Annotated in this window: 12 protein-coding genes and 1 pseudogene; 6 read left to right on the plus strand and 7 right to left on the minus strand. The window is 63.0% G+C overall.

What is annotated here, in order from left to right:
* Window position 1: 1 nt before the first annotated feature.
* Window positions 2-951, minus strand: a pseudogene (gene speB / locus ACZ5M5_RS08035) (agmatinase).
* A 309-nt stretch (window positions 952-1260) separates the two neighbouring features.
* Between speB and ACZ5M5_RS08040 the strand changes: the two are divergent.
* Together ACZ5M5_RS08040 and ACZ5M5_RS08045 are read left to right on the plus strand one after the other, a co-directional pair.
* Window positions 1261-2154, plus strand: a complete 894-nt coding sequence (locus ACZ5M5_RS08040) for a LysR family transcriptional regulator (RefSeq protein ID WP_003184133.1) — start codon at window positions 1261-1263, stop codon at window positions 2152-2154.
* 2 nt (window positions 2155-2156) lie between these two features.
* Entirely contained in the window at window positions 2157-2753 is a 597-nt protein-coding gene (locus tag ACZ5M5_RS08045) for a tRNA-uridine aminocarboxypropyltransferase (protein ID WP_103310827.1), read from the plus strand.
* A 132-nt stretch (window positions 2754-2885) separates the two neighbouring features.
* Here ACZ5M5_RS08045 and ACZ5M5_RS08050 read toward each other — a convergent pair whose 3' ends face one another.
* From ACZ5M5_RS08050 to ACZ5M5_RS08060, 3 genes are all read right to left on the minus strand, one after another.
* Window positions 2886-4250 (minus strand): HlyD family type I secretion periplasmic adaptor subunit, encoded by a 1365-nt coding sequence (locus tag ACZ5M5_RS08050; RefSeq protein ID WP_103310828.1) that lies wholly within the window; start codon window positions 4248-4250, stop codon window positions 2886-2888.
* A 176-nt stretch (window positions 4251-4426) separates the two neighbouring features.
* Complete coding sequence (locus tag ACZ5M5_RS08055) at window positions 4427-6586, minus strand: type I secretion system permease/ATPase (RefSeq protein WP_464738874.1); 2160 nt, start codon at window positions 6584-6586, stop codon at window positions 4427-4429.
* 29 nt (window positions 6587-6615) lie between these two features.
* Window positions 6616-7974: a TolC family outer membrane protein gene (locus ACZ5M5_RS08060; protein ID WP_060738685.1), complete on the minus strand. Its 1359-nt coding sequence runs from the start codon at window positions 7972-7974 to the stop codon at window positions 6616-6618.
* 455 nt (window positions 7975-8429) lie between these two features.
* Between ACZ5M5_RS08060 and ACZ5M5_RS08065 the strand changes: the two genes are divergently transcribed.
* Window positions 8430-16997 carry a retention module-containing protein gene (locus ACZ5M5_RS08065; protein WP_464738875.1) on the plus strand — a complete coding sequence of 2856 codons (8568 nt, stop codon included), beginning with the start codon at window positions 8430-8432 and terminating at the stop codon, window positions 16995-16997.
* A 348-nt stretch (window positions 16998-17345) separates the two neighbouring features.
* Here the strand turns inward: ACZ5M5_RS08065 and ACZ5M5_RS08070 are convergent, their stop codons facing one another.
* Both ACZ5M5_RS08070 and ACZ5M5_RS08075 read right to left on the minus strand, forming a co-directional pair.
* Entirely contained in the window at window positions 17346-17741 is a 396-nt protein-coding gene (locus tag ACZ5M5_RS08070) for a YbaN family protein (protein WP_103307884.1), read from the minus strand.
* Between the two features lie 8 nt (window positions 17742-17749).
* Window positions 17750-18337 carry a UPF0149 family protein gene (locus tag ACZ5M5_RS08075; protein ID WP_060738682.1) on the minus strand — a complete coding sequence of 196 codons (588 nt, stop codon included), beginning with the start codon at window positions 18335-18337 and terminating at the stop codon, window positions 17750-17752.
* Between the two features lie 422 nt (window positions 18338-18759).
* On the opposite strand from ACZ5M5_RS08075, the gene recQ reads away from it, so the two are divergent.
* The 3 genes from recQ to ACZ5M5_RS08090 all read left to right on the plus strand — a co-directional run bounded on the left by recQ (window position 18760) and on the right by ACZ5M5_RS08090 (window position 23522).
* The gene (gene recQ / locus ACZ5M5_RS08080; RefSeq protein ID WP_103307883.1) at window positions 18760-20886 is read left to right on the plus strand and encodes a DNA helicase RecQ; all 2127 of its coding nucleotides are present in this window, start codon (window positions 18760-18762) and stop codon (window positions 20884-20886) included.
* Window positions 20887-21003: 117 nt separating this feature from the next.
* On the plus strand, window positions 21004-21438 hold the full coding sequence (locus ACZ5M5_RS08085; RefSeq protein WP_003199001.1) for a MarR family transcriptional regulator: 435 nt from the start codon (window positions 21004-21006) through the stop codon (window positions 21436-21438).
* 119 nt (window positions 21439-21557) lie between these two features.
* On the plus strand, window positions 21558-23522 hold the full coding sequence (locus ACZ5M5_RS08090) for a FimV/HubP family polar landmark protein (protein WP_464738876.1): 1965 nt from the start codon (window positions 21558-21560) through the stop codon (window positions 23520-23522).
* A 140-nt stretch (window positions 23523-23662) separates the two neighbouring features.
* Here ACZ5M5_RS08090 and ACZ5M5_RS08095 read toward each other — a convergent pair whose 3' ends face one another.
* A complete protein-coding gene (locus ACZ5M5_RS08095; RefSeq protein ID WP_464738877.1) occupies window positions 23663-25864 on the minus strand; it encodes a patatin-like phospholipase family protein in 2202 nt (733 codons plus the stop codon).
* Window positions 25865-25900 lie beyond the last annotated feature (36 nt).

Raw genomic sequence — 25900 nt, forward strand, 5'->3', positions numbered from 1 at the left:
CTCAGCGATGAACCACGCCGGGCAGTACGCAGAGCATCTCGTACAGCAGGTTGGCGCCCAGCAGCGAGGTGTTGCCGGTGGTGTCGTACGGCGGCGAGACTTCTACCAGATCGCAACCGACCAGGTCGAGGCCCTGGCAGCCCCGGACGATTTCGATCGCCTGGATGGTGGTCAGGCCGCCGATTTCCGGGGTGCCGGTGCCGGGCGCCCAGGCCGGGTCGATGCCGTCGATGTCGAAGCTCAGGTACACCGGGCCGCCGCCGACTTTCTCGCGCACTTCGGCCATCAGTGGAGCGAGGGATTTGTGCCAGCACTCTTCGGCCTGGACCACACGAAAGCCCTGGTTGCGGCTCCAGTTGAAATCGTCGGCGGTGTAGCCCTGGGCCCGCAGGCCGATCTGCACCACGCGGTCGCAATCGAGCAGGCCTTCCTCCACGGCGCGGCGGAAGGTGGTGCCATGGGCGATCTTCTCGCCGAACATGTGGTCGTTCACATCGGCGTGGGCGTCGATGTGCACCAGGCCGACCTTACCGTGTTTCTTATGGATCGCCCGCAGGATCGGCAGGGTGATGGTGTGATCGCCCCCAGGGTCAGGGGGATGACGTTGTGTTCGAGGATCTTGTGGTACGACTCTTCGATGATCCGCACCGCGTCCAGCAGGTTGAAGGTGTTGATCGGCACATCACCGATGTCCGCCACCGACAATGAGTCGAACGGCGCGGCGCCGGTGGCCATGTTGTAGGGGCGGATCATCACCGATTCGGCGCGGATCTCGCGAGGGCCGAAACGGGTGCCGGCGCGCAGGGAGGTGCCGATGTCCAGCGGTACGCCGATGAAGGCCGCGTCCAGGCCGGCAGCGGTCTGCAAATGGGGGAGTCGCATCATGGTGGCGATGCCGCCGAAGCGCGGCATTTCGTTGCCGCCCAGTGGTTGGTGAAGAATCTTGTCCACAGGTAGGGCCTCATCGTTGTTTTACTTATCAGGGACCGATTCTGCGAAAAGCCGTTGCCGTGAAGAATCGCTGGCGGCAAATACTTAGTTCAGATTTTTCTAAACTAATGGCGGGCGGGGCGATAGACTCGCGACTGATCTGTTGAGGTTAAATGGTGGGTGCAAGCCTGTGGGAGCAAGGCTTGCCCGCGATGAAGTTCATGCGGTTTCCCCTGGAACCGAAGCGCCTGCATCGCGAGCAAGCTCTGCTCCCACAGATAAATCCCCTCGCCACAAATGTGCAGTGACCGCCTGTATGGAGACATCCCAATGGCCAACGCTCTACCCGACCTGAAACTGCTGCGCATTTTCGTCAGCGTGGTCCGGCACCAGGGGTTCGCCAATGCCCAGCACGAGCTCAACCTGTCCACGTCGGCCATCAGCACCTACATGAGCCAACTGGAGTCGGCCCTGGGCCTGGTGCTGTGTCATCGCGGCCGGGGCGGGTTCAGCCTGACCAGCAAGGGCGAGCTGTTCCATCAGGAAACCCTGCGCCTGCTGGGCGAACTCGAAGGGTTCGAGCAGTACGCCGCCGCGCTCAAAGGGGAACTGCGCGGTACGTTGAACCTGGGGGTGATCGACTCCACCGTCAGCGACAAGGCCTTGCCGTTCGCCGAAGCCATCGGTGCCTACAGCCAGGAACATCCGGCGGTGCATTTGCATCTGTCGGTCATGAGCCCTTACGAGCTGCAACTCGGCGTGCAGGACAATCGCCTGGACCTGGCCATCGGTGCGTTTTCCACGCGCATGAGCGGGCTGGTCTACATGCCGCTGTACCGTGAACAGCATTGGTTGTATTGCAGCAACCGCCACCCGTTGTTCAACGAGCGGCGCATTCCCGAGCAGGTCATCACCCAACAGCGCATGGTCGGGCGCGGTTACTGGAGCCAGGCCGAACTGGCCCGCCACGGCTTCAAGCACAGCGCGGCGACGGTGGAGAGCATGGAGGCGCAGTTGATCCTGGTGCTGTCCGGTGCCTACGTCGGCTACCTGCCTGAGCACTACGCCCAGGCCTGGGTCGACAAGGGCGACTTGCGCGTGCTGCTGCCAGCGACCTTCGGCTATCAGGCGCCGTTTTCGATGATCGTGCGCCGTGGTCGCAGCCGTGAGCCGCTGATCCAGACGTTCCGTGATTTGCTCAAAGCTCAACTGAACCAGGCCTGACCATGTCCAGAATCCAATGCCCGCGTTGCCACAGGCCACAAAGCCATTGCCTGTGCCCGCTGATCCCCAGCCTCGACAGCCGCACCCGCGTCTTGCTGTTGCAGCATCCCAGTGAAGTGAACCACGCCTTGAATACCGCCCGGCTGGCGGCGTTGGGACTCAATAATGCCGAGTTGATCGTGGGTGAGGTGTTCGAGGATTTGCCCCGGCTGCTGAACCCACCGGGTTATCAGGCGCGGTTGTTGTTTCCTGGCGACGAGGCGCTACCGTTGCAGACCTGCGCCCCGTCCGATGAGCCGATCTTGCTGGTCGTCCCGGATGGCACCTGGCGCAAGGCGCGCAAGCTGCTGCACCTCAACCCGTTGCTGGCGGCACTGCCGAGAGTGACCCTGGCCGAAGGCGCTGTGTCTCGTTACCGCTTGCGCAAGGCGCCCGGGCCGGGGGCGTTGTCGACGGTGGAGGCGATAGTCCAGGCGTTGCAGGTCCTGGAAGCGCCGGCGAGTTTCGAGGCGTTGTTGAGGCCGTTCGAGGCCTTGATCGAGGGGCAGATTGCGGCGATGGGGGAGCAGACGTTTCGTCGTAATCATGCTGAAAAATAGGCGGTGTGGCTGCCGGCCTCATCGCGAGCAAGCTCGCTCCCACAGTGGATTTATGCGCGCTGGAGCCCCCCCTGTGGGAGCGAGCTTGCTCGCGATAGCGATCGACCAGGCACCAAAGATCCCTGCCAAAGTCTACCGCTCGCGCATCGCCTCGGTCCGCGCCTTCAACACCGGTTTAAGCAAGTAATCCAAGACACTTTTCTCCCCGGTAATGATATCCACCGTCGCCACCATTCCCGGAATGATCAATAACGGCTTGGCATCCCCGCCCAAATGGTTTTTGTCGGTGCGCACCTGGATGAGGTAGAAGCTGTTGCCCTTGTCATCGGTGATGGTGTCGGCGCCGATCAGTTCGAGCCTGGCGCTCAGCCCGCCATAGATCGTGTAGTCGTAGGCGCTGAACTTGACCATGGCTTTCTGGCCCGGGTGCAGGAACGCCACGTCCTGGGGGCGGACCTTGGCTTCGATCAGCAGGTTGTCTTCCAGGGGCACGATTTCCACCATGTCGTTGCCCGGCTGCACCACGCCGCCGATGGTGTTGACCTTCAGTTGCTTGATCACCCCATGCACCGGCGAGACCACCGTCGTGCGGGTCACGCGGTCGTCGATGGCGATGCTCGAGGCGGTGATTTTCGACAGTTCGGTACGTTTCTCGTTGAGGTCCTTGGCCGCCTCGGAGCGGAAGGTCTGTTCCGATTCGTCGATCTTGCTCTTGATCTCGTTGATCGCCGATTCGGCCCGGGGAATTGCCAGGGTGGTGGCGTTGAGCGAACCGCGGATTTCCACCGCGCTGCGTTTGAGCCGCAGGATTTCCACCGGCGACACCGCCCCGGTGCGCACCAGCGGCGCGGACATGTTCATTTCTTCCTGCAGCAAGGCCAGGGCGGAGCTGAACTGGCCTTGCTTGGAGCGAAACTCCGCCAGCTCCTGGGTCTTCTGCCGCAGCTGTTCGGTCAGGGTCCGTTGTTCGCTGGCCAGGCGCCGCTGGCGCTGTTCGTACAGCGAACGCTCGTCCTCGGCCACTTGCGGGGCCTTGGCGATCACCTCATCTGAAAGCTTGAAGGGCCGGCCCTCGGCCTCGGCCGACAGGCGTTCGACCTGGGCGGTCAAGGCATAGCGGTCGGCTTCGCTTTCGCCCTTGTTCGATTGATATCGCGTGTCGTCCAGGCGCAGCAGGGTGTCGCCCTTGTTCACCATCTGGCCTTCGCGCACGAATATCTCGGTGACGATGCCGCCCTCCAGGTTCTGGATCACCTGGATCTTGCTCGACGGAATCGCCTTGCCTTCGCCGGTGGTGACTTCCTGCAAGACCGCCAACTTCGCCCAGACCAGCCCGGTGATGATCAACCCGGCGGCCAGCCACACGGTAACGCGCGAGCGCCGGGGCGAATCCTGCAGCGTGGCGCCGGCGGTTTCCGGCATGAACTCGCTTTCGGCGCTTTTGCTGAAACTGCCGAAGTAGCTTCGGGCGGTTGAATCCGGTGTTTGGGCAGACATGGGCGGTACCCGTCAGTTGAGTGAAATAAGCCGAACACATACCCGTGGCTTGAGAGGGTTATCTGTGGGAGCAAGGCTTGCCCGCGATGAAGCTAATGCGGTCTCATTGGAACCGAGGCGCCTGTATCGCGGGCAAGCCTTGCTCCCACAGGTGCTGTGCTGACAGTTAGAGCGGCTTAAACCGCCGCAGAGCCTACCCGTCCCTTGCGCAAGGCATCGATGACCGCTTCCTTCGGCCCGTCCGCCACGATCCGGCCGTTATCCAGCACCACCAACCGGTCCACCAGGCTCAGCATCGAGGTGCGGTGAGTGACCAGCAGCACCGTCTTGCCCTGTACATGGGGGTGAAGCTTCTGCCGCAGGACGTCTTCGCTGGTGTTGTCCATGGCGCTGGTGGGTTCGTCCAGCAGCAGGATCGGCGGGTCGAGCAACAAGGCCCGGGCCAGCAGCACGGCTTGGCGTTGGCCGCCGGACAGCAGTTGCCCGCGCTCGCCCACCGGGCGGTCGAAACCTTGGGGATGCTGGCGCGCCAGTTCGGTGACACCGGTCAGTTCCGCCACTTCCAGCATGCGCGCATCGCTGATGTAGCGCGCGCCCAGGGTGAGATTGTCCCGCAGGCTTCCGGCCAGCAGCGGCAGGTCATGGGCGACGTAGCCGATCTGTTGGCGCAGGTCGGCGACGTCCAGTTGCCGCAGGTCCAGGCCGTCCAGCAGCAACTGGCCTTCCTCCGGTGCATAGAAACCCATCACCAGGCGTGCCAGGGTGCTCTTGCCCGAGCCACTGCGGCCGATGATCCCGACCCGTTCGCCGGGCTTGAGGCTGAAACTGATATTGGTCAGCGCCGGGGCGCTCTGGCCGTTGTAGTGGAACGTCACGCCGCTGACGTCCAGGGCACCCTGCAATTGGGTACGGTCCAGGGGCCGCTGCTTGACGTCTCGCTCCTGGGGCAACGCCATCAAGGCATCGGTGCTGCGCATGGTGAGCTGGGCTTGCTGGTAGCGGGTGATCAGCCCGGCGATCTGCCCGAGCGGGGCGAGCACCCGGCTGCCGAGCATGTAGGTCGCCACCAGCGCACCGACGCTGAGGTTGCCGGCAATGATGCTGTAGACCCCGGCGACGATGGTCGCCATGCCCGCCAGTTGTTGCAGGAACAACGTGCCATTGGTCGCCAGTGCCGAGAGGTTGCGGGCGTGGCTGTCCAGGCGGGTGAGGGCGCCGTGAGTGCTTTCCCATTGATGCTGGCGCTCGCTTTCGGCGCTGCAGGCCTTGAGGGTTTCCAGGCCGCCGAGGGTTTCGATCAGCAGGGCCTGGCGCTGGGCGCCGAGGGCCAGGCTTTTTTGCACGGTGTCGCGCAGGCGCACCTGGATGATCATGGCGAAGATGATGGTGATCGGAAACGCGATCACGGGAATCACCACCAGCCAGCCGCCCAGCAGGCCGATCACGACGAGCATCAGCAGGGCGAAGGGCAGGTCGATCAGGCTGGTGAGCGTCACCGCCGTGAGGAATTCGCGCAGGCCCTGGAAGTCGTGGATGCTCTGGGCGAAGCCGCCGATGGTCACCGGCTTGGCCTTCATCGCCATGCCGGTGATGCGTTCGAACAGGGTGGCGGACAGAATCACGTCGGTTTTCTTGCCGGCAGTGTCCAGCAGATGGGCGCGCACCACCCGCAGCACCAGTTCGAAGCCGGTGCCGATCAACAGCCCCACGGCCAGCACCCACAAGGTGGACGTGGCCTGGTTCGGCACCACGCGGTCGTAGGTCTGCATGACGAACAGCGGCACCATCAGCCCCAGCAGGTTGATCAGGAAACTCGCCAGGATCGCGTCGCTGTACAGCCAGCGCGACAGTTTCAAGGTGTCGCGAAACCACGCCTCGACCCGGGGTACCAGGGGCGAGCGCAGGTCTTCGAGTTCATGGCGCGGCCGGGCGAATAGCGCCTGGCCGCTGTAATCGGTGGTCAGTTCCTCGCGGCTGACCCACTGCTCGCCGCCATCGGCTTCGCTGGGCAGGATCAGCGCCTTGCCATCCTCGCCCCAGCGCCGTAATACCGCGCAACGGCCCCCCGCCAGGATCAGCATCACCGGCAGGTTCAGGGGGGAGATGTCCGCCAGCTCACGACGCAACAACCGCGCCTGCAAGCTCGCCCGGGCCGCTGCGCGGGGCAGCAGGTCCAGGCTCAAGCGTTGGTGCGCCATAGGGAGCCCGGCGCTGAGGCTGGCGCGGCTGACCGTCGCGCCATGGAGTTTGCAGAGGATCAACAGGCCGTCCAGCAAGGGATCATCGAAGTTCAGGCGCGGATCGGCGCCGGGGGTTGTGGGTTCCATGCTGGTCACAGTGTTCGCTCCCATTTTTTTGGAGGGGGCTACTTCAGTTCCGGCAGCCGTGCCTGATTCTTGACTTCGGTCTGCGCGACCGCATCGGCCGGCAGCACGATCCGTTGTTTGTGCAACAGCAGGCCCATGTTCGCCAGCACCCGGTACATCGAGTACTCCTCGGTGTAACGCACCTCGGTGTAGCGACGGTTGGCGTTGTACAACTCGTTTTCGCTGTCGAGCAGGTCGAGCAGGGTGCGCTGGCCGAGACCGAACTGATCCTGGTACGCGGCCCGCACACGGGCGGTGGTGTCGGCGTATTCGCGGGCGGTGGGGGTCTGTTTGCGGGCGTTGAGCATCGCGTTCCAGGCCAGGCGGGTGTCTTCGTTGAGCTGGCGCAGGGCGTTGTTGCGGATGTCCATGGCCTGGTTGATCTGGTGGGCGTTGGACGCCAGCCGCGCCTTGTCGCTGCCCCCGCGGAACAGGTTGTAGTTCATCACCACGCCCACACGCCAGTTGTTGTCGTGGCCTTCTTCGCCGCCGAGGTTGTTGTTGGCGCCCACCGCCGCTTCGGCATCGAAGCGCGGGTAGAACGGCGACTTCGCCACTTCATATTGGCTCTCGGCGGACTGTATGTCGGCCTGGGCCGATTTCAGGTACGGGTTGTTATCCACCATGCTTTGCTGGGCTTCGCGCAGGTCGGCGGGGATTTCGCCTTTGGTCGAGGGCGGCGCCTCCAGCTCATCGGGCATGCGTCCGACCACGCTGTAGAAGTTCGCCTCGGCGTCCGCCAGGTCCACCTGGGCGGTGTCGAAGTTGTTTTCCGCCAGGGCCCGACGGGCATTGGACTGGTCGGAGTCGGCCGTACTGCCCACCCCACGCTCGGTGCGCAGGCCGATCTGGTCGTTGACCCGCAGGTGCGCCTGCAGGTTGTTCTTGGCCAGGGTCACCAGCTCGCGCCGCTTGAGCACTTCCAGGTAGACCTCGATGGTACGCAGCGCCAGATCCTGGGCGGTGCCCTGGGCGTAATAGGCCCGGGAATTGACCACGCCCTGGGTGCGCTGCACTTCATTGGCGGTGTTGAACCCGTCGAAGATCATCTGCCGCAGGCGCAGCTCCGATTGGGTGTAGGTCAGGATATTGGTGTGGTGGTTGCCCAGGGCACGGGTGTTGGTGTTGTCGCTGTAGCCCCGGCCGTAACCGGCATTGAGATCCACCGATGGGAAAAAGCCCCCTCTGGCGACCTTGACGTCTTCATTGGCCGACAGACGGCTGTCCACCCGTTGTGCCAGTTCCGGGTGAGTCGCGATGGTGCTCTGGATCGCCTCGGTCAACGACATGGCCTGCGCCTGAGAAGAGCAGGCCATGGCCAGCAAAACCGCGCTGCAGAGGGGGGTTAGAACGCGCATGGGGTGCATCTCCTGAGGTCTGTAGTGCTTCGCTTGTCGCCAAAATATTGACGTATTTAAGATCAAAACCGTTTCAACCTTGTAACAACACAGCTAAGAACATCCTGAGCAAAACCTAAGAAGAATTTCTCATAAGGATTATTTCGAAAAAAACTTATGTGCTTGAAAAAAACCGGCACATTGTTCAAAGCGAAAGCCTTTGAATCTGCGGGTTCTGACGGCTTTTAGGCGTCAATAAAAGTTTCATGCAGATTTTTAAGCGACGTGAAGAAGTGCCGAAAGGGCGATGTGAGAAGCGGTTTTTGGTGACGGTTTTTTGTCGTTTAGGCGAATTGCCAGCACCTTCTGCTTTCGCGAAAGCTGGCAGATTTTCCAGCTTTTGGGGTCGCCAAACCTGAGGACGAATTCTTCACCCAGACAGGTGCCGATTGCGGTCGGCAACGGAGGAAATGCACATGGCAGCGCTCATAGGTATCGTCAGCAAAGTGGTCGGGCAAGTTTTCGCAGAAGCGGCCGGTGGCCTGCGGCGGCCTTTGGTCGAAGGCGATCGGCTCTATGCCGGCGAACACCTGATCACCGGTGCCGAAGGGGCCGTGGCTGTGCATCTGCAGAACGGCCAGTCGTTGACCCTGGGCCGCGAAAGCAACCTGACCCTGACCCCGCAGCTGCTGGCCAACCATGCGCCTCATGTCGACACGCCCGACACGACGACGCCGAGCGACGCGCAACTGACCGACGTGCAAAAGCTGCAGCAAGCCATCGCCGCCGGTGCCGACCCGACCCAGACCGGTGAAGCCACGGCCGCCGGACCCGAAGGTGGCAACCCGGGTGGTGTAGGCGGCGGGCACAGTTTTGTGCTGTTGGAAGAAGTCGGCGGGGAGGTCGATCCGCTGATCGGTTTTCCGACGGCCGGGTTCAACGGGATTCCCGAGTTTCCACAGCTACGCTTGGCCGGTGACCCGGATAACACCGGCGACGATGCAACCCCACCGGTAACCCCTGAGACGCCGGACAACCCCGTGACCCTCGACGGGGTCAATGTCGAGGGCGGCGAACTGACCACCAACGAGGCCAATCTGGCCGATGGTTCGGCCAGCAATCCGGGGGCGCTGGTGCAAAATGGCACCTTTACGGTATCCGCGCCTGACGGGCTGAGCAGCCTGAGCATCGGCGGCATCAACGTGATCAGTGGTGGCGTGCCCGCGGGCTTTCCTCAAACCATTACGTCGGCGCTGGGCAACACGTTGACCATCACGGGCTATGACCCCGGCACGGGGGTGGTCAGTTACACCTACACCCTGACAGACAATGAAACCCATCCTGCCGGCGGTGGTGCCAACAACATTACCGAGCAGTTCCCCGTGGTGGCCGTCGACACCGACGGCGACACGGCCACCGGCACCCTGGACGTCAACATCACCGATGACGTGCCCCAGGCGATCGACGACAGCCACGCGAACACCGCGTCGGAAACCCTGGTTACCCTTACCGGCAACGTATTACCCAACGACCACCAGGGCGCCGACCGGATCCCCACCGGCCCCGACAGCGGGCCGATCATTGGCGGGACGTTCACCGGCACCTACGGCACCCTGGTGCTCAACCCCAACGGCACGTACACCTACACCCTGAACACCAGCGACCCGCAATTCGTCGCGTTGCATGGCGGGGGCAGCGGTACCGAGACGTTCACCTACACCCTGACCGATGCCGATGGCGACACCAGCACCGCGAACCTGGTGCTGCAAGTACACAACAACGACGATCCGGTGATCATCACCGGCCTCGACACTGAAGGTGGCGAGCTGTCGTTGCAGGAAAAAAACCTCAGCGACGGCAGCAGCCCGGACGCATCGGCCCTGACCCAAAGCGGCACGTTCACCGTGACCGCGCTGGACGGCGTGCAGACCCTCAGCGTGGGCGGTATCAACGTCGTCATCGGCGGCGTGGCGGCGGGTTTCCCACAATCGATTACCACTGCGCTGGGCAACACCCTGACCATCACTGGCTACAACGCCAGCACCGGTGTGGTCAGCTACAGCTACACGCTGCTGGACAACGAAGCCCATCCCAACGCCAACGGCGCCAACAGCGTTAGCGAACAGTTCGCCGTAGTCGCCACCGACGATAACGGCACCACAGCCAACGGCAACCTGGACGTAAACATCGTCGACGACCTGCCCAAAGCCGTGGACGACAGCAACGCCAGCACGGCTTCGGAAACCCACCTGACCCTGACCGGCAGCGTTCTGACCAACGACACCCAAGGTGCGGATCACGTGGCGTCCGGCCCAATCACGCCCGGCACTTTTACTGGCACCTACGGCACCCTGGTGCTCAACGCCGACGGTTCCTACACCTACACCCTCAACACCGCTGACGCCGATTTCAAAGGTTTGCACGGCGGCGGCAACGGCAGTGAAACCTTCACCTACACACTCACTGACGCCGATGGCGACACCAGCACTGCGAACCTGGTGCTGCAAGTGCACAACAACGACGACCCGGTGATCATCACCGGCCTCGACACCGAGGGCGGCGAGCTGTCGTTGCAGGAAAAAAACCTCAGCGACGGCAGCAGCCCGGACGCATCGGCCCTGACCCAAAGCGGCACGTTCACCGTGACCGCGCTGGACGGTGTGCAGACCTTGAGTGTTGGCGGTATCAATGTGGTTGTAGGCGGCGTGGCGGCGGGTTTCCCGCAGTCCATCACCACTGCGCTGGGCAACACCCTGACCATCACTGGCTACAACGCCAGCACCGGTGTGGTCAGCTACAGCTACACCTTGCTGGACAACGAAGCCCATCCAAACGCCAACGGTGCTAACAGCGTTAGCGAACAGTTCGCGGTCGTCGTCACCGATGACAACGGCACCACGGCCAACGGCAACCTGGACGTGAACATCGTCGACGACTTGCCCAAAGCCGTAGATGACAACAACGCCAGCACGGCCTCGGAAACCCACCTGACCCTGACCGGCAGCGTCCTGACCAACGACACCCAAGGCGCGGATCAGGTGGCGTCCGGCCCAATCACGCCCGGTACCTTCACCGGCACCTACGGCACCCTGGTGCTCAACGCCGACGGTTCCTACACCTACACCCTCAACACCGCGGACGCCGATTTCAAAGGTTTGCACGGCGGCGGCAACGGCAGTGAAACCTTCACCTACACACTCACTGACGCCGATGGCGACACCAGCACTGCGAACCTGGTGCTGCAAGTGCACAACAACGACGACCCGGTGATCATCACTGGCCTCGACACTGAAGGTGGTGAGCTGACGGTCCAGGAAAAAAACCTCAGCGACGGCAGCAGCCCGGACGCATCGGCCCTGACCCAAAGCGGCACGTTCACCGTGACCGCGCTGGACGGCGTGCAGACCCTCAGCGTGGGCGGTATCAACGTCGTCACCGGCGGCGTGGCGGCGGGTTTCCCACAATCGATTACCACTGCGCTGGGCAACACCCTGACCATCACTGGCTACAACGCCAGCACTGGCGTGGTCAGCTATAGCTACACCTTGCTGGACAACGAAGCCCATCCCAACGCCAACGGCGCCAATAGCGTTAGCGAACAATTCGCCGTTGTGGTTACCGACGATAACGGCACCACGGCCAACGGCAACCTGGACGTAAATATCGTCGACGACTTGCCCAAAGCCGTGGACGACAGCAACGCCAGCACGGCTTCGGAAACCCACCTGACCCTGACCGGCAGCGTCCTGACCAATGACACCCAAGGCGCGGATCACGTGGCGTCCGGCCCAATCACGCCCGGTACCTTCACCGGCACCTACGGCACCCTGGTGCTCAACGCCGACGGTTCCTACACCTACACCCTGAACACCGCGGACGCCGATTTCAAAGGCTTGCACGGCGGCGGCAACGGCAGCGAAACCTTCACCTACACCCTGACCGATGCCGATGGCGACACCAGCACTGCGAACCTGGTGCTGCAAGTGCACAACAACGACGACCCGGTGGTCATCACCGGCCTCGACACCGAGGGCGGTGAGCTGTCGTTGCAGGAAAAAAACCTCAGCGACGGCAGCAGCCCGGATGCATCGGCCCTGACCCAAAGTGGCACGTTCACCGTGACGGCGCTGGACGGCGTGCAGACCTTGAGTGTTGGCGGTATCAACGTCGTCACCGGCGGCGTGGCAGCCGGTTTCCCACAATCGATTACCACTGCGCTGGGCAACACCTTGACCATCACTGGCTACAACGCCAGCACTGGCGTGGTCAGCTACAGCTACACCTTGCTGGACAACGAAGCCCATCCCAACGCCAACGGCGCCAACAGCGTTAGCGAACAGTTCGCCGTAGTCGTCACCGACGATAACGGCACCACGGCCAACGGCAACCTGGACGTGAACATCGTCGATGATTTGCCGACCGCCCATGCTGATGCCGCCTCGGTGGATGAGGGCGGGACGGTCAGTGGCAACGTCCTGAACAACGACGAAGGCGGTGCCGACGGGCCGGCCGCGAGTGGTGCCGTGATTGGCGTGCGCGCTGGCAACGACACCTCGACTCCGGCGATCGGTGGCTTGAACACCCAGATCAATGGCACCTACGGCTACCTGACCCTGGACGCCAACGGCAACGCCGTCTACCACAGCAACCCGAACACCGTCAGCGCCCCAGGCGCGACCGATGTGTTCACCTACACCGTGCGTGACGCCGACGGCGATGAGAGCACCACCACCATCACCATTGATGTCCACGATATCTGCCTTGTCGCCACACCCGAGCACGAAATCAGCGTCTACGAAAAAGCCCTCGACCTGAACCAGGATGGCCAGGACCTGGCCCCCGGCACCGTCACCGGCAGCGCCCCGAATGCCACCAGCGAAACCGCCAGCGGCAGCCTCGTCGGCTCGATCAGCGGTGCTGTGGGCGCAGTGACCTTCGCGCTGGTGGGCAACGCCACCGGTGCCTACGGTCAACTGTCGCTTCAGCCCGACGGTTCGTATACCTACACCCTGACGGCGCCAGCCACGACTACGCCTCACGCCAACGATGGCCCGAACGTGTTGAGCGAAAGCTTCACTTACCAGGCCACGGACTCGTTGGGCAACACGGTCACCAGCACCATCGTCATCGACATCGTCGACGACGTGCCCAAGGCCCATGCCGATTTGGCCTCGGTGGAGGAAGGCGGCACGGTCAACGGCAATGTGCTGGACAACGACGTGCTGGGCGCGGACGGTGGCATGGTGATCGGCGTACGCGCCGGCAGCGACACCTCGAACCCGGCCGTCGGTGGCCTCAACAGCCAGATCAATGGCACCTACGGCTACCTGACCCTGGACGCCAACGGCAATGCCGTTTACCACAGCAATCCGAACACCGTCAGCGCCCCCGGTGCGACCGACGTGTTCACCTACACCGTGCGCGATGCCGATGGCGATGAAAGCACCACCACCATCACCATCGATGTCCACGAAAGCTGCCTCGTCGCCACGCCCGACCACGAAATCAGCGTCTACGAAAAAGCCCTCGACCTGAACCAGGATGGCCAGGACCTGGCACCCGGTACCGTCACCGGCAGCGCCCCGAATGCCACCAGCGAAACCGCCAGCGGCAGCCTTGTCGGCTCGATCAGTGGAGCCGTTGGCGCAGTCACCTTCGCGCTGGTGGGCAACGCCACCGGTGCCTACGGTCAACTGTCGCTTCAGCCCGACGGTTCGTATACCTACACCCTGACCTCGCCAGCCACCACCACGCCTCACGCCAACGATGGCCCGAACGTGCAGAGCGAAAGCTTCACCTACCAGGCCACGGACTCGTTGGGCAACACGGTCACCAGTACCATCGTCATCGACATCGTCGACGACGTGCCCAAGGCTCACTGCGATGTCGCCTCGGTGGTGGAGGGCGGCACGGTCAATGGCAACGTGCTGGACAACGACGTACTCGGTGCCGACGGTGGTGCAGTCATCGGCGTACGTGCGGGCAACGACACCTCGAATCCAGCCATCGGCGGCCTCAACAGCCAGATCAATGGCACCTACGGCTACCTGACCCTGGACGCCAACGGCAACGCCGTCTACCACAGCAATCCCGATGCTGTCGGCGCCCCAGGCGCGACCGATGTCTTCACCTACACCGTGCGTGACGCCGATGGCGATGAAAGCACCACCACCATCACCATCGATGTACACAACAGCTGCCTCGTCGCAGAAACCGACCATGACGTGACCGTCTACGAAAAAGCCCTGGACCTGACCCAGGACGGCCAGGACCTGGCCCCCGGCACCGTCACGGGCAGTGACCCGAGCGCCACCGGTGAAACCGCCAGCGGGACCTTGGTCGGCTCGGTCAGCGGTGCCACGGGCGCCGTCACCTTCACCCTGGTGGGCAATGCCAGCGGTACCTACGGTCAGTTGCTGCTCCATCCTGATGGGTCGTACACCTACACCTTGACCTCGCCGGCCACGACCACACCCCATGCCAACGATGGCCCGAACGTGCTGAGCGAAAGCTTCACCTATCAGGCCACGGACGCCCTGGGCAACAGCACCACCGGCAGCCTGGTGGTCAGCATCGTCGATGACATACCAAAGGTCGTTGCGTCCGAGCGTTCGGTGACGGCGGTGGAGGTCGATTCGAACCTGCTGATCGTGCTTGATGTGTCCGGCAGCATGAAAGACGATTCCGGCGTGCCGGGACTCTCGCGTATGGATCTGGCCAAACAGGCGATCAGCGCCTTGCTCGACAAATACGACGACATGGGCGACGTCAAAGTCCAGCTTGTGACCTTCAGTGGCAGTGCCACCGACCAGAGTGCCGTGTGGGTGGACGTGGCAACTGCCAAGACGCTGATCGCTGCGCTGAGCGCGCACGGTGACACCAATTACGATGCGGCCGTGGCGATGGCCAAGACCGCGTTCGCAACCCCCGGGCAACTGACCGGCGCCCAGAACATTGGTTATTTTTTCTCCGATGGCAAGCCGACCTTGGGCGAAATCGGCTCGGCAGACGAGGTCGCGTGGAAAGCCTTTCTCGATGCCAACGGCATCAAGAATTACGCCGTCGGCCTGGGCAGCGGCGCCAGAAACGTCAATCTCGACCCGTTGGCCTATGACGGCAGCACCCACACCGACACCAATGCGGTGGTGGTCACCGACTTGAACCAGCTCAACTCGGTGCTTTCCGGTACCGTGCAAGGCGCGCCGGTCACCGGCAACCTGCTGGGCGAGGGGGGCTCGTTTGGCGCCGATGGCGGGTTTATCAAAAGCCTGGTGGTCGATGGCACCACGTACAGCTATGACCCGGCGGCCAACGGTGGCCATGGCGCGCTGACCGCCAGCGGCGGGCTCAACCATGGCTCCTTCAATACAGCCACCAACACATTGAGCATCGCCACCGACCACGACGGCACCCTGGTGGTGAACCTGGATACCGGTGCGTTCAGCTACACCTCCCAGACGGCCACCAGCACCTTGATCACCGAGCACATCGGCTACACCGTCAGCGACCATGACGGTGACCTGGCGAGCTCCAACCTGGTGATCAACGTCGTGCCCAACCGCCCACCGATCGCTGCCGACGACAACATCATCACCAACGTGCTGTCGGGCAACATCGTGATCCCGGGCGAGTTGCTGCTGGGTAACGACAGCGATGCCAACGGCGATCCGCTCACCGCGTCACCCACCAGTTTCAATACCGGTTGGGTCGCCAAAGGCGCGGACTTCACCGGCAGCACCGGCACGGCCAGCTTCACCGGCAACAACGTGCAGTCGATCAACCTCAGCCGCAGCGCTTTCGTCGCCAATACCGCGAGCATGACGGCGATGTTGGTGGTCAGCGGTGCATTGGGGATGGTGTCCAATAACAACACCAACGATGAAGACCGGCTCAACATCAGCCTTAAACAGGGCGAAACCCTCACCTTGGACCACAATCTTTCGGCCGGTCGCATCGCGATGGAGTATTCACTCAACGGCGGGCCATTCATTGCGATCAACGACGGGGCTTCCTTCACCGCGGCAGCGGATGGCAATTACCAGATCCACGTCACCAACATCGCCAATCCCGGCGGCGGTAATTCCAACACTGCGGAGAACTATCAACTGACCCTCACCGTCGACTATGCCGGGGCGCAAGACAAAACACCGGATTACCACGGCAGCTACACCGCCAGCGACAACCACGGCGGCAGTGACAGCGCAGCGGTAGGCATCAGCTATCAGGCGGGCCATACCCTGACGGGCACCAGTGGCGACGATGTGCTGTTGGCCGGCAACGGCGACAACATCCTCAACGCTGGCGACGGCAACGACGTACTTAGCGCCGGTTCGGGCAACAACACCCTGAACGGTGGGGCAGGCAATGATCTGCTCTACAGCGGCACGGGCAACGACCTGCTCGATGGCGGTACGGGCAACGACACCGTCAGCTACGCCCACGCCACGTCGGCAGTCACGGTGAACCTGGGCCTTTTGGCGGCGCAGAACACCCTGGGCGCGGGCACCGATACATTGAGCCACATCGAAAACCTCGTGGGCTCGAACTTCAACGACACCCTCACCGGCGACGGGGCCAGCAACCGCCTCGACGGTGGTCTGGGCCATGACGTGCTCAATGGCGGTGGCGGCGACGACCTGCTGATCGGTGGCCTGGGCAACAACACCCTCACCGGCGGCAGCGGCGCCGACACCTTCCAATGGCAGGCGGGCAATAGCGGCCACGACGTGATCACCGACTTCACCCCCGGCATCGACAAGCTCGACCTGTCCCAGCTGTTGCAAGGGGAGAATGGCAGCGCGGCGTCACTGGATGATTACCTGCATTTCAGCGTGAGCGGCAGCGGGGCGTCGGTCATCACCAGCATCGACGTCAGCGCCATCGCCGGCGCTACGCCGAACCAGACCATCGACCTGGCCGGCGTCAACCTCGCCAGTCACTACGGCGTCGCGCCAAGCGCGGGGGGAATCATCGGCGCAGCGGACACGGCGACCATCATCAATGGGATGTTGAATGATCATTCGTTGAAGGTGGATACGGTGTGAGGTGAGCTGAAACGACAAACCCCGCCATGTCCAATTTGGACATGGCGGGGTTTCTACATTCCAGGTTGGGATTGCCTGGTCTCAGATGAGTATTGATCGGTGCCTCTCTGTGGGAGCGGGCTTGCCCGCGAAGACGGCGGCACATCCACCATCACCATCCGAGACACACCGCTTTCGCGAGCAAGCTCGGCTCCCACAGGACTCGCGGTGTGGGCCGGATTCCGAGGGCATGCCGGCGCGCGCGGTAGGCGCTGTCGAGCGGCGCGAGGCTGCGATCTTTCCCCAGACACTTGAGTCTCAAGCGAACCAGCTCCTACAGAGCCCAGCGGGAGCATCTGCAGGGTTGGCTTAGGGCCTGCGCAGTGTTTTCTGCCTGAGGATATAAATCGTCACCAATACCGCACTGGTGAGCATGAACCCCCGCGCCCACGGCAGCGGCACCAGGTAGCAGGAAAAGAGAATGCTCGCCCACATCAATCCGATGGCATAGACCTTGCCCTTGAGCGGGATGCCGTTGCCGCTGAGGTAGTCGCTGATCCACGGGCCGAGGCGGGGATGTTCGACCAGCCATCGGTAGAAGCGCGGCGAACTGCGGGCGAAGCAGGCCGCGGCCAGCAGCAGGAAGGGGGTGGTGGGCAGTACGGGAACGAAAATGCCGATGACTCCCAGCACCACGCTCAGCCAGCCGATGGCCAGTAGAGCGTAACGCAGGATCAGCGGGCGGTTGCCGACTGGCGAGGGCACCCGGTCACTCAGTGGTGGCGAGGCTTGAGGATCGCCGGTTTCTCGTCCGGGGCGTTGCACAGCAGGTACAGGGCGGTGAGGGCTTCGGGGATCTGGACGATCATGTCGTCCATCAGGTTCGCGTCGGCGGCGATGTCGGAAAATTCCGGTTGCTCGTCGAACAGGCCCGAACCCACCATGATCGGCAGGAGCATTTCGCTGACTTCCTCTTCGGCGGTTTCGAACCAGGCGGCTTCGCGCAGGAACACGCCTTCCATGAAGCCGATGCACCAGCCACGCAGTTCCGAGTCGTCCGGGTCATCGCCCAGGTCCAGTTCGCATGGCAGCTCGAATTCTTCGTCGGAGGCCAGTTGACGGGCGATATGGGCCTTGAGGCCGACCAGGGTGGCTTCGATTTCGGCGCGCTGGGCTTCGTCGCTGTAATGCGGTTCTTCGGCGAACAGGGCGTCGATCCACTCACGATCCGGCACCGTTTCGGCGCAGATCGACAGGGCGGTCAGATAGCCGTGAGCGGCCACGTAGTCCAGCGCTTCCTCGTGCAGCTCATCGGCGTCGAGGAAGACTTGCAGGCGGGTCAGTTGCTCAGCGAAGGACATTACGGGCTACCTTGGGGAATAAACAATGCGGGAATTCTAGGCCTTCTTGAGCGTACAGGCCAGCCGCGTGGCGTATTTGCCTTGTCGGTGAGGGCTGAACTGCGCGCATGCCTGGCACATATCGCCCGTGGCGAGGGAGCTTGCTCCCGCTGGGGCGCGTAGCGGCCCTGTTTTTTGGGGGCGGCTTCGCCACCCAGCGGGAGCAAGCTCCCTCGCCACAGGTTCGTGCCTCGTCCAGCACTCGCTTCAAGCACCTCTTGTCAGCAGCCCCCTTTGCGGCGAAGGCCTCGGGTATACTGCCGCGTTTTGTGATGCCCTGCGGCGTCCCGCCGGTTCGAAACGCGCACTTACGATTTGCCGGTGCAGCGTTTGCGATTCTGAACCAGCCTTGCAGGGATGTTTCGGTGATTTTTGGAGTTTCTATGCTCGAACAGGCTCAACGCGTCCTCAAGGACATCTTCGGCTACGACAGTTTCCGTGGCCGCCAGGGTGCCATTATTGAGCGCGTGGCCAGCGGTGGCGATGCCTTGGTGCTCATGCCCACCGGCGGCGGCAAGTCCTTGTGCTTCCAGGTGCCGGCGCTGCTGCGCAACGGCCTGGCGGTGGTGGTTTCGCCGCTGATCGCGCTGATGGACGACCAGGTCGCGACCCTCGAGGAACTGGGGGTTGCCGCCGCTTCACTGAATTCCACCCTCAGTGCCGAGCAACAGCGGGACCTGGCGACGCGGATCAAGCGCGGCGAAGTGAAAATGTTGTACCTGGCCCCGGAACGCCTGGTGCAGCCGCGCATGCTGGCGTTCCTGCAGAGCCTGGAAATCGCCCTGTTCGCCATCGACGAAGCCCACTGCGTGTCTCAATGGGGTCACGATTTCCGACGTGAATACCTGCAACTGGGGCAATTGGCGGAACTGTTCCCTGACGTGCCGCGCATCGCCCTGACCGCCACCGCCGACAAACGTACCCGCGAGGAAATCGTCGAGCGTCTGCACTTGCAGGAGGCCGAGCGGTTCCTGTCCAGCTTCGACCGTCCCAACATTTTCTACCGCATCGTGCCCAAGGAGCAGCCACGCAAGCAACTGCTGGCGTTCCTCGCCGAGCGCCGCAGCGATGCCGGCATTGTCTATTGCCTGTCGCGCAAAAAGGTCGATGAAGTGGCGGCGTTCCTGTGTGAACAGGGGTTCCCGGCGTTGCCGTATCACGCCGGCCTGCCCAACGACCTGCGGGCCTACCACCAGAAGCGCTTCCTCAACGAGGAAGGCCTGATCATGGTGGCCACCGTGGCGTTCGGCATGGGCATCGACAAGCCCAACGTGCGGTTTGTCGCACACCTGGACTTGCCCAAGTCCCTCGAGGCGTACTACCAGGAAACCGGGCGTGCCGGCCGTGATGGCTTGCCGGCCGATGCCTGGATGGCCTACGGCCTGCAAGACGTGGTGATGCTCAAGCAGATGCTGCAAAACTCCGAAGGCGATGAGCGCCACAAGCGTCTGGAGCAGCACAAGCTCGACGCCATGCTCTCGTTGTGCGAAGAGACCCGCTGCCGGCGCCAGACCCTGCTGGCCTATTTCGACGAAGACATGCCCCAGCCTTGCGGGCACTGTGACAACTGCGTCGATGGCGTGGAAACCTGGGACGCCACCGAACCGGCCCGCCAGGCCTTGTCGGCGATTTTCCGCACCGGCCAGCGCTATGGCGTCGGGCACCTGGTGGACGTGTTGCTGGGCAAGGACAACGAGAAGATCCGCAACTTCGGTCACCAGCACCTCTCAGTGTTCGGCGTGGGCAAGGCGCGCACCGAGAGTGAGTGGCGCTCATTGTTCCGGCAACTGGTGGCCCGCGGCCTGGCAGACATTGACCTGGAAGGCTACGGTGGCCTGCGCTTGTCCGAAACCTGCCGGCCCTTGCTCAAGGGCGAGGTTACCCTCGAACTGCGCCGCGACCTCAAGCCGGCCACGGCGATCAAGAGCAGCAAGAGCCAGGCCAGCCAATTGGTCCGTGGCGAAGAGCGCGATCAATGGGAAGCCTTGCGCACCTTGCGTCGCAAGCTGGCCGAGGAACACGGCGTGCCGCCGTACGTCATCTTCCCCGATTCGACGCTGCTGGAAATGCTCCGCAGCCAGCCCACCTCCCTGGCGGAAATGGCCCGGGTCAGCGGCGTGGGGGCGCGCAAGCTGGAGCGGTATGGCGAAGCCTTCCTCCAGGTCCTGGGGGGCGAGGTCGAAGCGCCGAAAGCGGTGGCCGATGTGCGCCACGAGCTCATCACGCTGGCCCGGGCCGGCATGACCCCGCTGCAGATCGCCGGGCAATTGCAGTGCTCGGAGAAAAACGTCTACACGATGCTGGCCGAGGCCATCGGCAAACAGCAGTTGTCCCTGGAACAGGCACTGGATTTGCCCGAGGAACTGATGGGCGAGGTACAGGACGCGTTCCTGGACGGCGAGGGCGAGTTACCGCCGGTGTCCGAAGTCGCCGCGCTGTTTGTCGGACGGGTGCCCGAAGGTGTGCTGTATTGCGTCAGGGCTGCGTTACAGTCGGAATTTGAAGTCTGATCAGTGAGTTGCGCTCCTTTAACGATTCAGTACAAGGCGAACCTTGCTTGAATCCAAAGCTCATGCTTAGCTGACTAATAATTAGTTTTTCTCTATTTCAGATCTGATGAGTTTTTTATGCCGTTAACCGATCAACACCGTTTTGGCATGCAGTTGGCGCAAATGTCTCGAGGCTGGCGCGCCGAACTGGACCGCCGCCTGGCCGGGCTGGGCCTGTCCCAGGCGCGCTGGCTGGTGCTGCTGCACCTGGCCCGTTTCGAACAGGCGCCGACCCAGCGTGAACTGGCCCAGAGTGTCGCCGTCGAAGGCCCGACCCTGGCCCGGTTGCTCGACAGCCTGGAGACCCAGGGGCTGGTGCAGCGCCAGGCTGTGGCCGAAGACCGTCGGGCCAAGAAAATCGTGCTCTGCGCACCGGCCCTACCGTTGATTGAACAGATCGAAACCATTGCCACGCAATTGCGCCGGGAGCTCTTCGAAGGTGTCGACGAGGCGGACATGCGCGTGTGCATGCGGGTTCACGGCACGATCCTGGCTAACCTGGAAAAATCCTGAGGCAGATCCCTGGCGTCAGGCTTTTGAGATTCGCCGGTTAGCGAACTATAACCAGTACTAGGCGTTCCTATTGGGAGCGTTTACGCCGCGGTTGGTTCTGGTAATCGAAAGGGATGCCCATGCTTGAAAGTTTGCAGTCCACGTTGCGCAGTTGGGTCAACGTGTCGATCGTCGTGGGTGCCTTGGGGTTTCCGGCCTTGGCGTCCGCGCTGGGCCTTGGCGAGATCACGCTCCATTCCGCCCTGAACCAGCCGTTGCGCGCCGATATCGCCCTGGTCGATGTGGCCGGAATCAGTGAAGGGGATCTGTCGGCCAGCCTGGCGAGCCCGGACGACTTCAGTCGTGCGGGGGTGGAGCGGGTATTCTTTCTCAGCAACCTGCGCTTTACGCCGGTATGGCGGGGTGAGCGCAGCTTCATTCGGGTGACGTCCAGCAAGCCGGTGGAAGAGCCCTTTCTCAATTTCCTGGTGCAGCTCAATCAGCCCAATGGGCGCCTGCTGCGCGAATACACTGTGCTGATCGACCCACCGGGCTCACCGGGTATCGTGCCGGCCCGTGACGAACCGTCCACGGCCCCGCAGCCTGCGACGCCGAGCCAGGCCACTCCGGCCATCAAGCCGCCCCCGGCGGTACAGGGCAAGCGTTACACGGTCGTGCAGGGAGACAACCCCTGGGTGATTGCCCAGCGCCTGCATGACGCCGGCAGCAACGCGTCGGTCAATGAGTTGATGCAAGGGATCCAGGCCCTGAATCCCGGCAGCGACCGGCTCTCCATCGGCCAGCGCCTGTTATTGCCCGACTCGGCCGTGCTGCCGACAGCGGCTGCATCCACCGCTGGCCAGGCCGCCGCGACCGATGAGCAGTTGGCCGCCAGCGTGCTGCAGAGCCAGGAGCAGCAGAAGACCATCGAGGCTCTGCAGGCGCGGCTCCAGGCCCAGGACGAAGAAATCGCCGGCCAGCGCAAGCAGATCAGCGAATTGCAGACCCGGCTGGCCGAGACTCCAGCCCCCGTTGCGTCGGCGCAACCGCAACCGGCGCAGCCTGCATCGGAGCCGGCACCGGACGTCTCCCCCGTGACCGAACCGGTTGCAGAGCCAGAGAGCATCAATTGGACATGGGTGGCGGGATTGGTGGCCCTGTTGGGGTTGCTCGCATTGTTACTGTTCATTCGGCGTCGCCAGCAGCAGGACGAGTTGGAGCCGATGACCGAGCGCCCCGAGCCGATGCTGGAGGCGGGTGACGAAACCTTCGCATCAATCCCCGAGACGGAGCCGTCCGAGGCCGCGAACTCGTTCAACAACGGTGATGCGCCCCAGGGGGATGTGCTGGAGGGCGTCGGGATCTACCTGACCTACGGCCGTTTCACCGAGGCCGCCGGGCTGTTGCGCGCGGCATTGCTGGCCGAACCGGAGCGCACCGACCTGGGCCTCAAGTTGTTGGAGGTATTGGGCAAGCAGGGCGATGTCATCGGTTTCCAGGCCCAGGAACATCATCTGCTGGCACAAGGCGTCGATGCCGGAACGCTGGAGGATATCCGCGGGCGCTATCCCAAGGTTGCCTTGATCACCGCACCGATAGTGGAACAGGCGCAACCCCAGGTACCGGTTCTTGCGCCTGAACGTGAACAGGCACCCAGTGACGAGTTCGAATTGGACCTGGACGCACTGTCCATGGACACCAGCTGGGACCTGGCGGATGACCAGGGCACCCTCGCTGAAGAAAAACCAGCGACGCCACTGGCCGACAACCGTGTCGAGGGCTTGTCGCTTTCAGGTTTCGACGAACCGGAGTTGCAATGGGAAGCCCCCCTGGAAACCGAGTCGCTGGACGATGATTTCCTCGATGGCTTTGCCGATGAAGAGCAGGCGCTGGAATTTGAGCCGCTGGCCCTTGAACCTGTTTCCCTGGACACCCTGTCCCTCGAACCCCAGGTTCCGGAACATTCGGTCAAGCTGGAACAGGCACAGAACTGCATCGACGATGGCGACCTGAAGACCGCCGTCACTCTGCTTGAAGAGCTGCTCGAAGAGGGGGACGAACCCCTCAAGCACACCGCCCGGGTGCTGCTGGCGGGGATTCGCTAAGCGCCATCGAGGTTGTAGCGGCTGGCCTTATCGCGAGCAAGCTCGCTCCCACAGGAATCTGCGCCTCCTTGCGGGAGCGAGCTTGCTCGCGATGACGGCCTGTCAGGTTATCAATCCAGCCCGGGCAAACACCCAGCCCCTCAAAACGTCTGCCCCAGGTTCAGGTACACCGCCTGTTCATCGTCGTCGTTGAAGCCATAGCTGAAGTTCAATGGCCCCAACGGTGTATCGAAACCGAGGAAAATGCTGGCGGCGTTGATGTAGCCACTGTCGAATTCATTATCGTTGTTCCAGGCCCGGCCGCGTTCCAACGAGCCGCCGATGTACAACGGGAAATCCAATGGCAGGTAGGCCCGCGGTGTGAGGCGGCGGTAATACACGGCACGCATCAGGCTCATGTTCTGTCCGGACACCCCATCTTCGCGAAAGCCGGACAATTGCCGCGCGCCACCGAGCACAAAGCTGGAGGTCACGACCTCCGCGGTGTCCAGGGTGCGGCCGTAGCGCCCGCCCAGGATGAAGGTGTCCGGGCCGCTGCTAAGCGCCTTGTCCAGTTTGAATTCCCACTGGCGGTAGCGCTGGTCGGAGCCCAGCCCCGGTTCGTATTGGCGCCAGCTCAGGCCGATGTCTTCCCCTTCATGGGGGAAATACACGCTGTCGAGGGAATCGAATGAATACTTGAGTTCGTAGAAACCTTCGTTGAAATTCTCGCTGGGCTGGTCGTGGTCGCCGATGCGCACATCCGCCTTGCCCCAGGCCTGGCCGACACCGAAGCGGATTTCGCCGCTGTTGCCGATCTGGCGGCCCACGTTGAGCCCGAAGCCGTAACGTTCGACGCGATACTGGGCCACCGGATCGTTGTCCAGGATGGACTCCACATTGCGCGATTCGAATTGCCCATAGGGGGCAATGAAGTAGCGCGAGCCGACGTCCAATGGCTGGTAGAACTCGCTGTACAACTCCTGCTTGTCGCCGATCTGCGCCCGGGTCAGCCACTCGGCGCCCAGGCGATTGATGCCGTTGACCCGATAGCTGGCCCCCAGGTTGAAAGCGCTGTCGCCGCGCATATCGTCCGACAGGCTCAGCCCCAGCCGCAGGTAGTCGGTGCCGGTGCGTCGGCCCCGGGCGCTGATCACCAAGGTGTGGTCCGGGCCCTTGTGGACCACACGGTATTGCACCTGTTCGAAGTAGTCCAGGCCGTACAGCGTGCCCATGTCGGTCTGCAGGCGGCCCAGGTCCAGCGGCTCGCCGATCTGCTGGCGAATGTAGTAGCGAATCACGTCATCGCCGACTTTCGAGTCGTTCTCTACGCGAATGGCGGTGATGACCGGTGTGCGTTCGCTGGGGGCGCGGGCGGCCATGAGTTCGGCGTCGGGCGCCTCGGAAGGACGTAGAGGGGCCAGGCGTGCCTCGAGTATCCGGGTGGCGCGATAGCCGGCGTCGATCATGTCCTGGGCCCGGCCGAAGTCGGTGGAGCCGAAGCTCGCCAGGGCCGGCTGGATCAATACGTCGCTTTTTTTCAGGGTGGCCAGTTGTTCTTCAGAGTTGCGCCGGGTCATCAGGGTGGTCGACTGGTTCAACACATCCACCACCGTGACCAGTTGCTTGCGAGTGCGCAGTGGCGTGCCGATGTCGACCACGATGGCCACGTCCACGCCCATGTCCCGGGCCACATCCAGCGGGATATTGTCGGCCATGCCGCCGTCCACCAGCAGCCGGCCGTCCAGCTCCACCGGGGCGAACACCGCTGGGATCGACATGCTGGCGCGAATGACCTTGGGCAGGTGGCCTTTGCGGAACACGACTTTTTCGCCTGTGGCGATGTCGGTGGCGACGGCGCGAAACGGGATCGGCAGTTTGTCGAAGTCCCGCGTGTCGCTGGCGTGGGCCAGCAGGCTTTCGAGCAGCAGGGCCAGGTTCTGGCCCTGGATGACCCCCAAGGGCAGGCCGAGGCTGCCATCGTCGCGAAAGCTCAGTTTCTGTTTCACCAGGAAGTCGCGGTCATCCTGCTTGCGCCGGAACGGCACGTTCTTGCGTGGCGGCGCATCGGACAAGGCCTGTTGCCAGTCGATGCCCAGGGCGAGTTTTTCCAGCTCGTCGATCTTGTAGCCCGAGGCATACAGCCCGCCGATCACTGCGCCCATGCTGGTGCCGGCAATGGCATCGATCTTGATGCCTTGCTCCTCCAGGGCCTTGAGCACGCCGATGTGGGCCAGGCCCCGCGCCGCGCCGCCGGACAGCACCAGGCCGATTTTCGGGCGTGGCGTTTCGACGGCGGGCTGGTTGGCATGGCCGGACAGGGGCAACAGCAGCAGAAGCAGGAGGGGGAGCAGGCGGCGCATCGTCTATCTCGGGGCGGGCGATCAAAGGCAGGTATT

The organism is Pseudomonas sp. Van50, assembly GCF_055390755.1.

What these genes read in the sequence shown, in the direction of transcription:
- ACZ5M5_RS08065 (WP_464738875.1), top strand. Translation starts at nt 8,430, where the DNA reads ATGGCAGCGCTCATAGGTATCGTCAGCAAAGTGGTCGGGCAAGTTTTC.
- ACZ5M5_RS08050 (WP_103310828.1), bottom strand. Translation starts at nt 4,250, where the DNA reads ATGTCTGCCCAAACACCGGATTCAACCGCCCGAAGCTACTTCGGCAGT.
- ACZ5M5_RS08040 (WP_003184133.1), top strand. Translation starts at nt 1,261, where the DNA reads ATGGCCAACGCTCTACCCGACCTGAAACTGCTGCGCATTTTCGTCAGC.
- ACZ5M5_RS08095 (WP_464738877.1), bottom strand. Translation starts at nt 25,864, where the DNA reads ATGCGCCGCCTGCTCCCCCTCCTGCTTCTGCTGCTGTTGCCCCTGTCC.
- ACZ5M5_RS08045 (WP_103310827.1), top strand. Translation starts at nt 2,157, where the DNA reads ATGTCCAGAATCCAATGCCCGCGTTGCCACAGGCCACAAAGCCATTGC.
- ACZ5M5_RS08060 (WP_060738685.1), bottom strand. Translation starts at nt 7,974, where the DNA reads ATGCGCGTTCTAACCCCCCTCTGCAGCGCGGTTTTGCTGGCCATGGCC.
- ACZ5M5_RS08075 (WP_060738682.1), bottom strand. Translation starts at nt 18,337, where the DNA reads ATGTCCTTCGCTGAGCAACTGACCCGCCTGCAAGTCTTCCTCGACGCC.
- ACZ5M5_RS08085 (WP_003199001.1), top strand. Translation starts at nt 21,004, where the DNA reads ATGCCGTTAACCGATCAACACCGTTTTGGCATGCAGTTGGCGCAAATG.
- ACZ5M5_RS08090 (WP_464738876.1), top strand. Translation starts at nt 21,558, where the DNA reads ATGCTTGAAAGTTTGCAGTCCACGTTGCGCAGTTGGGTCAACGTGTCG.
- recQ (WP_103307883.1), top strand. Translation starts at nt 18,760, where the DNA reads ATGCTCGAACAGGCTCAACGCGTCCTCAAGGACATCTTCGGCTACGAC.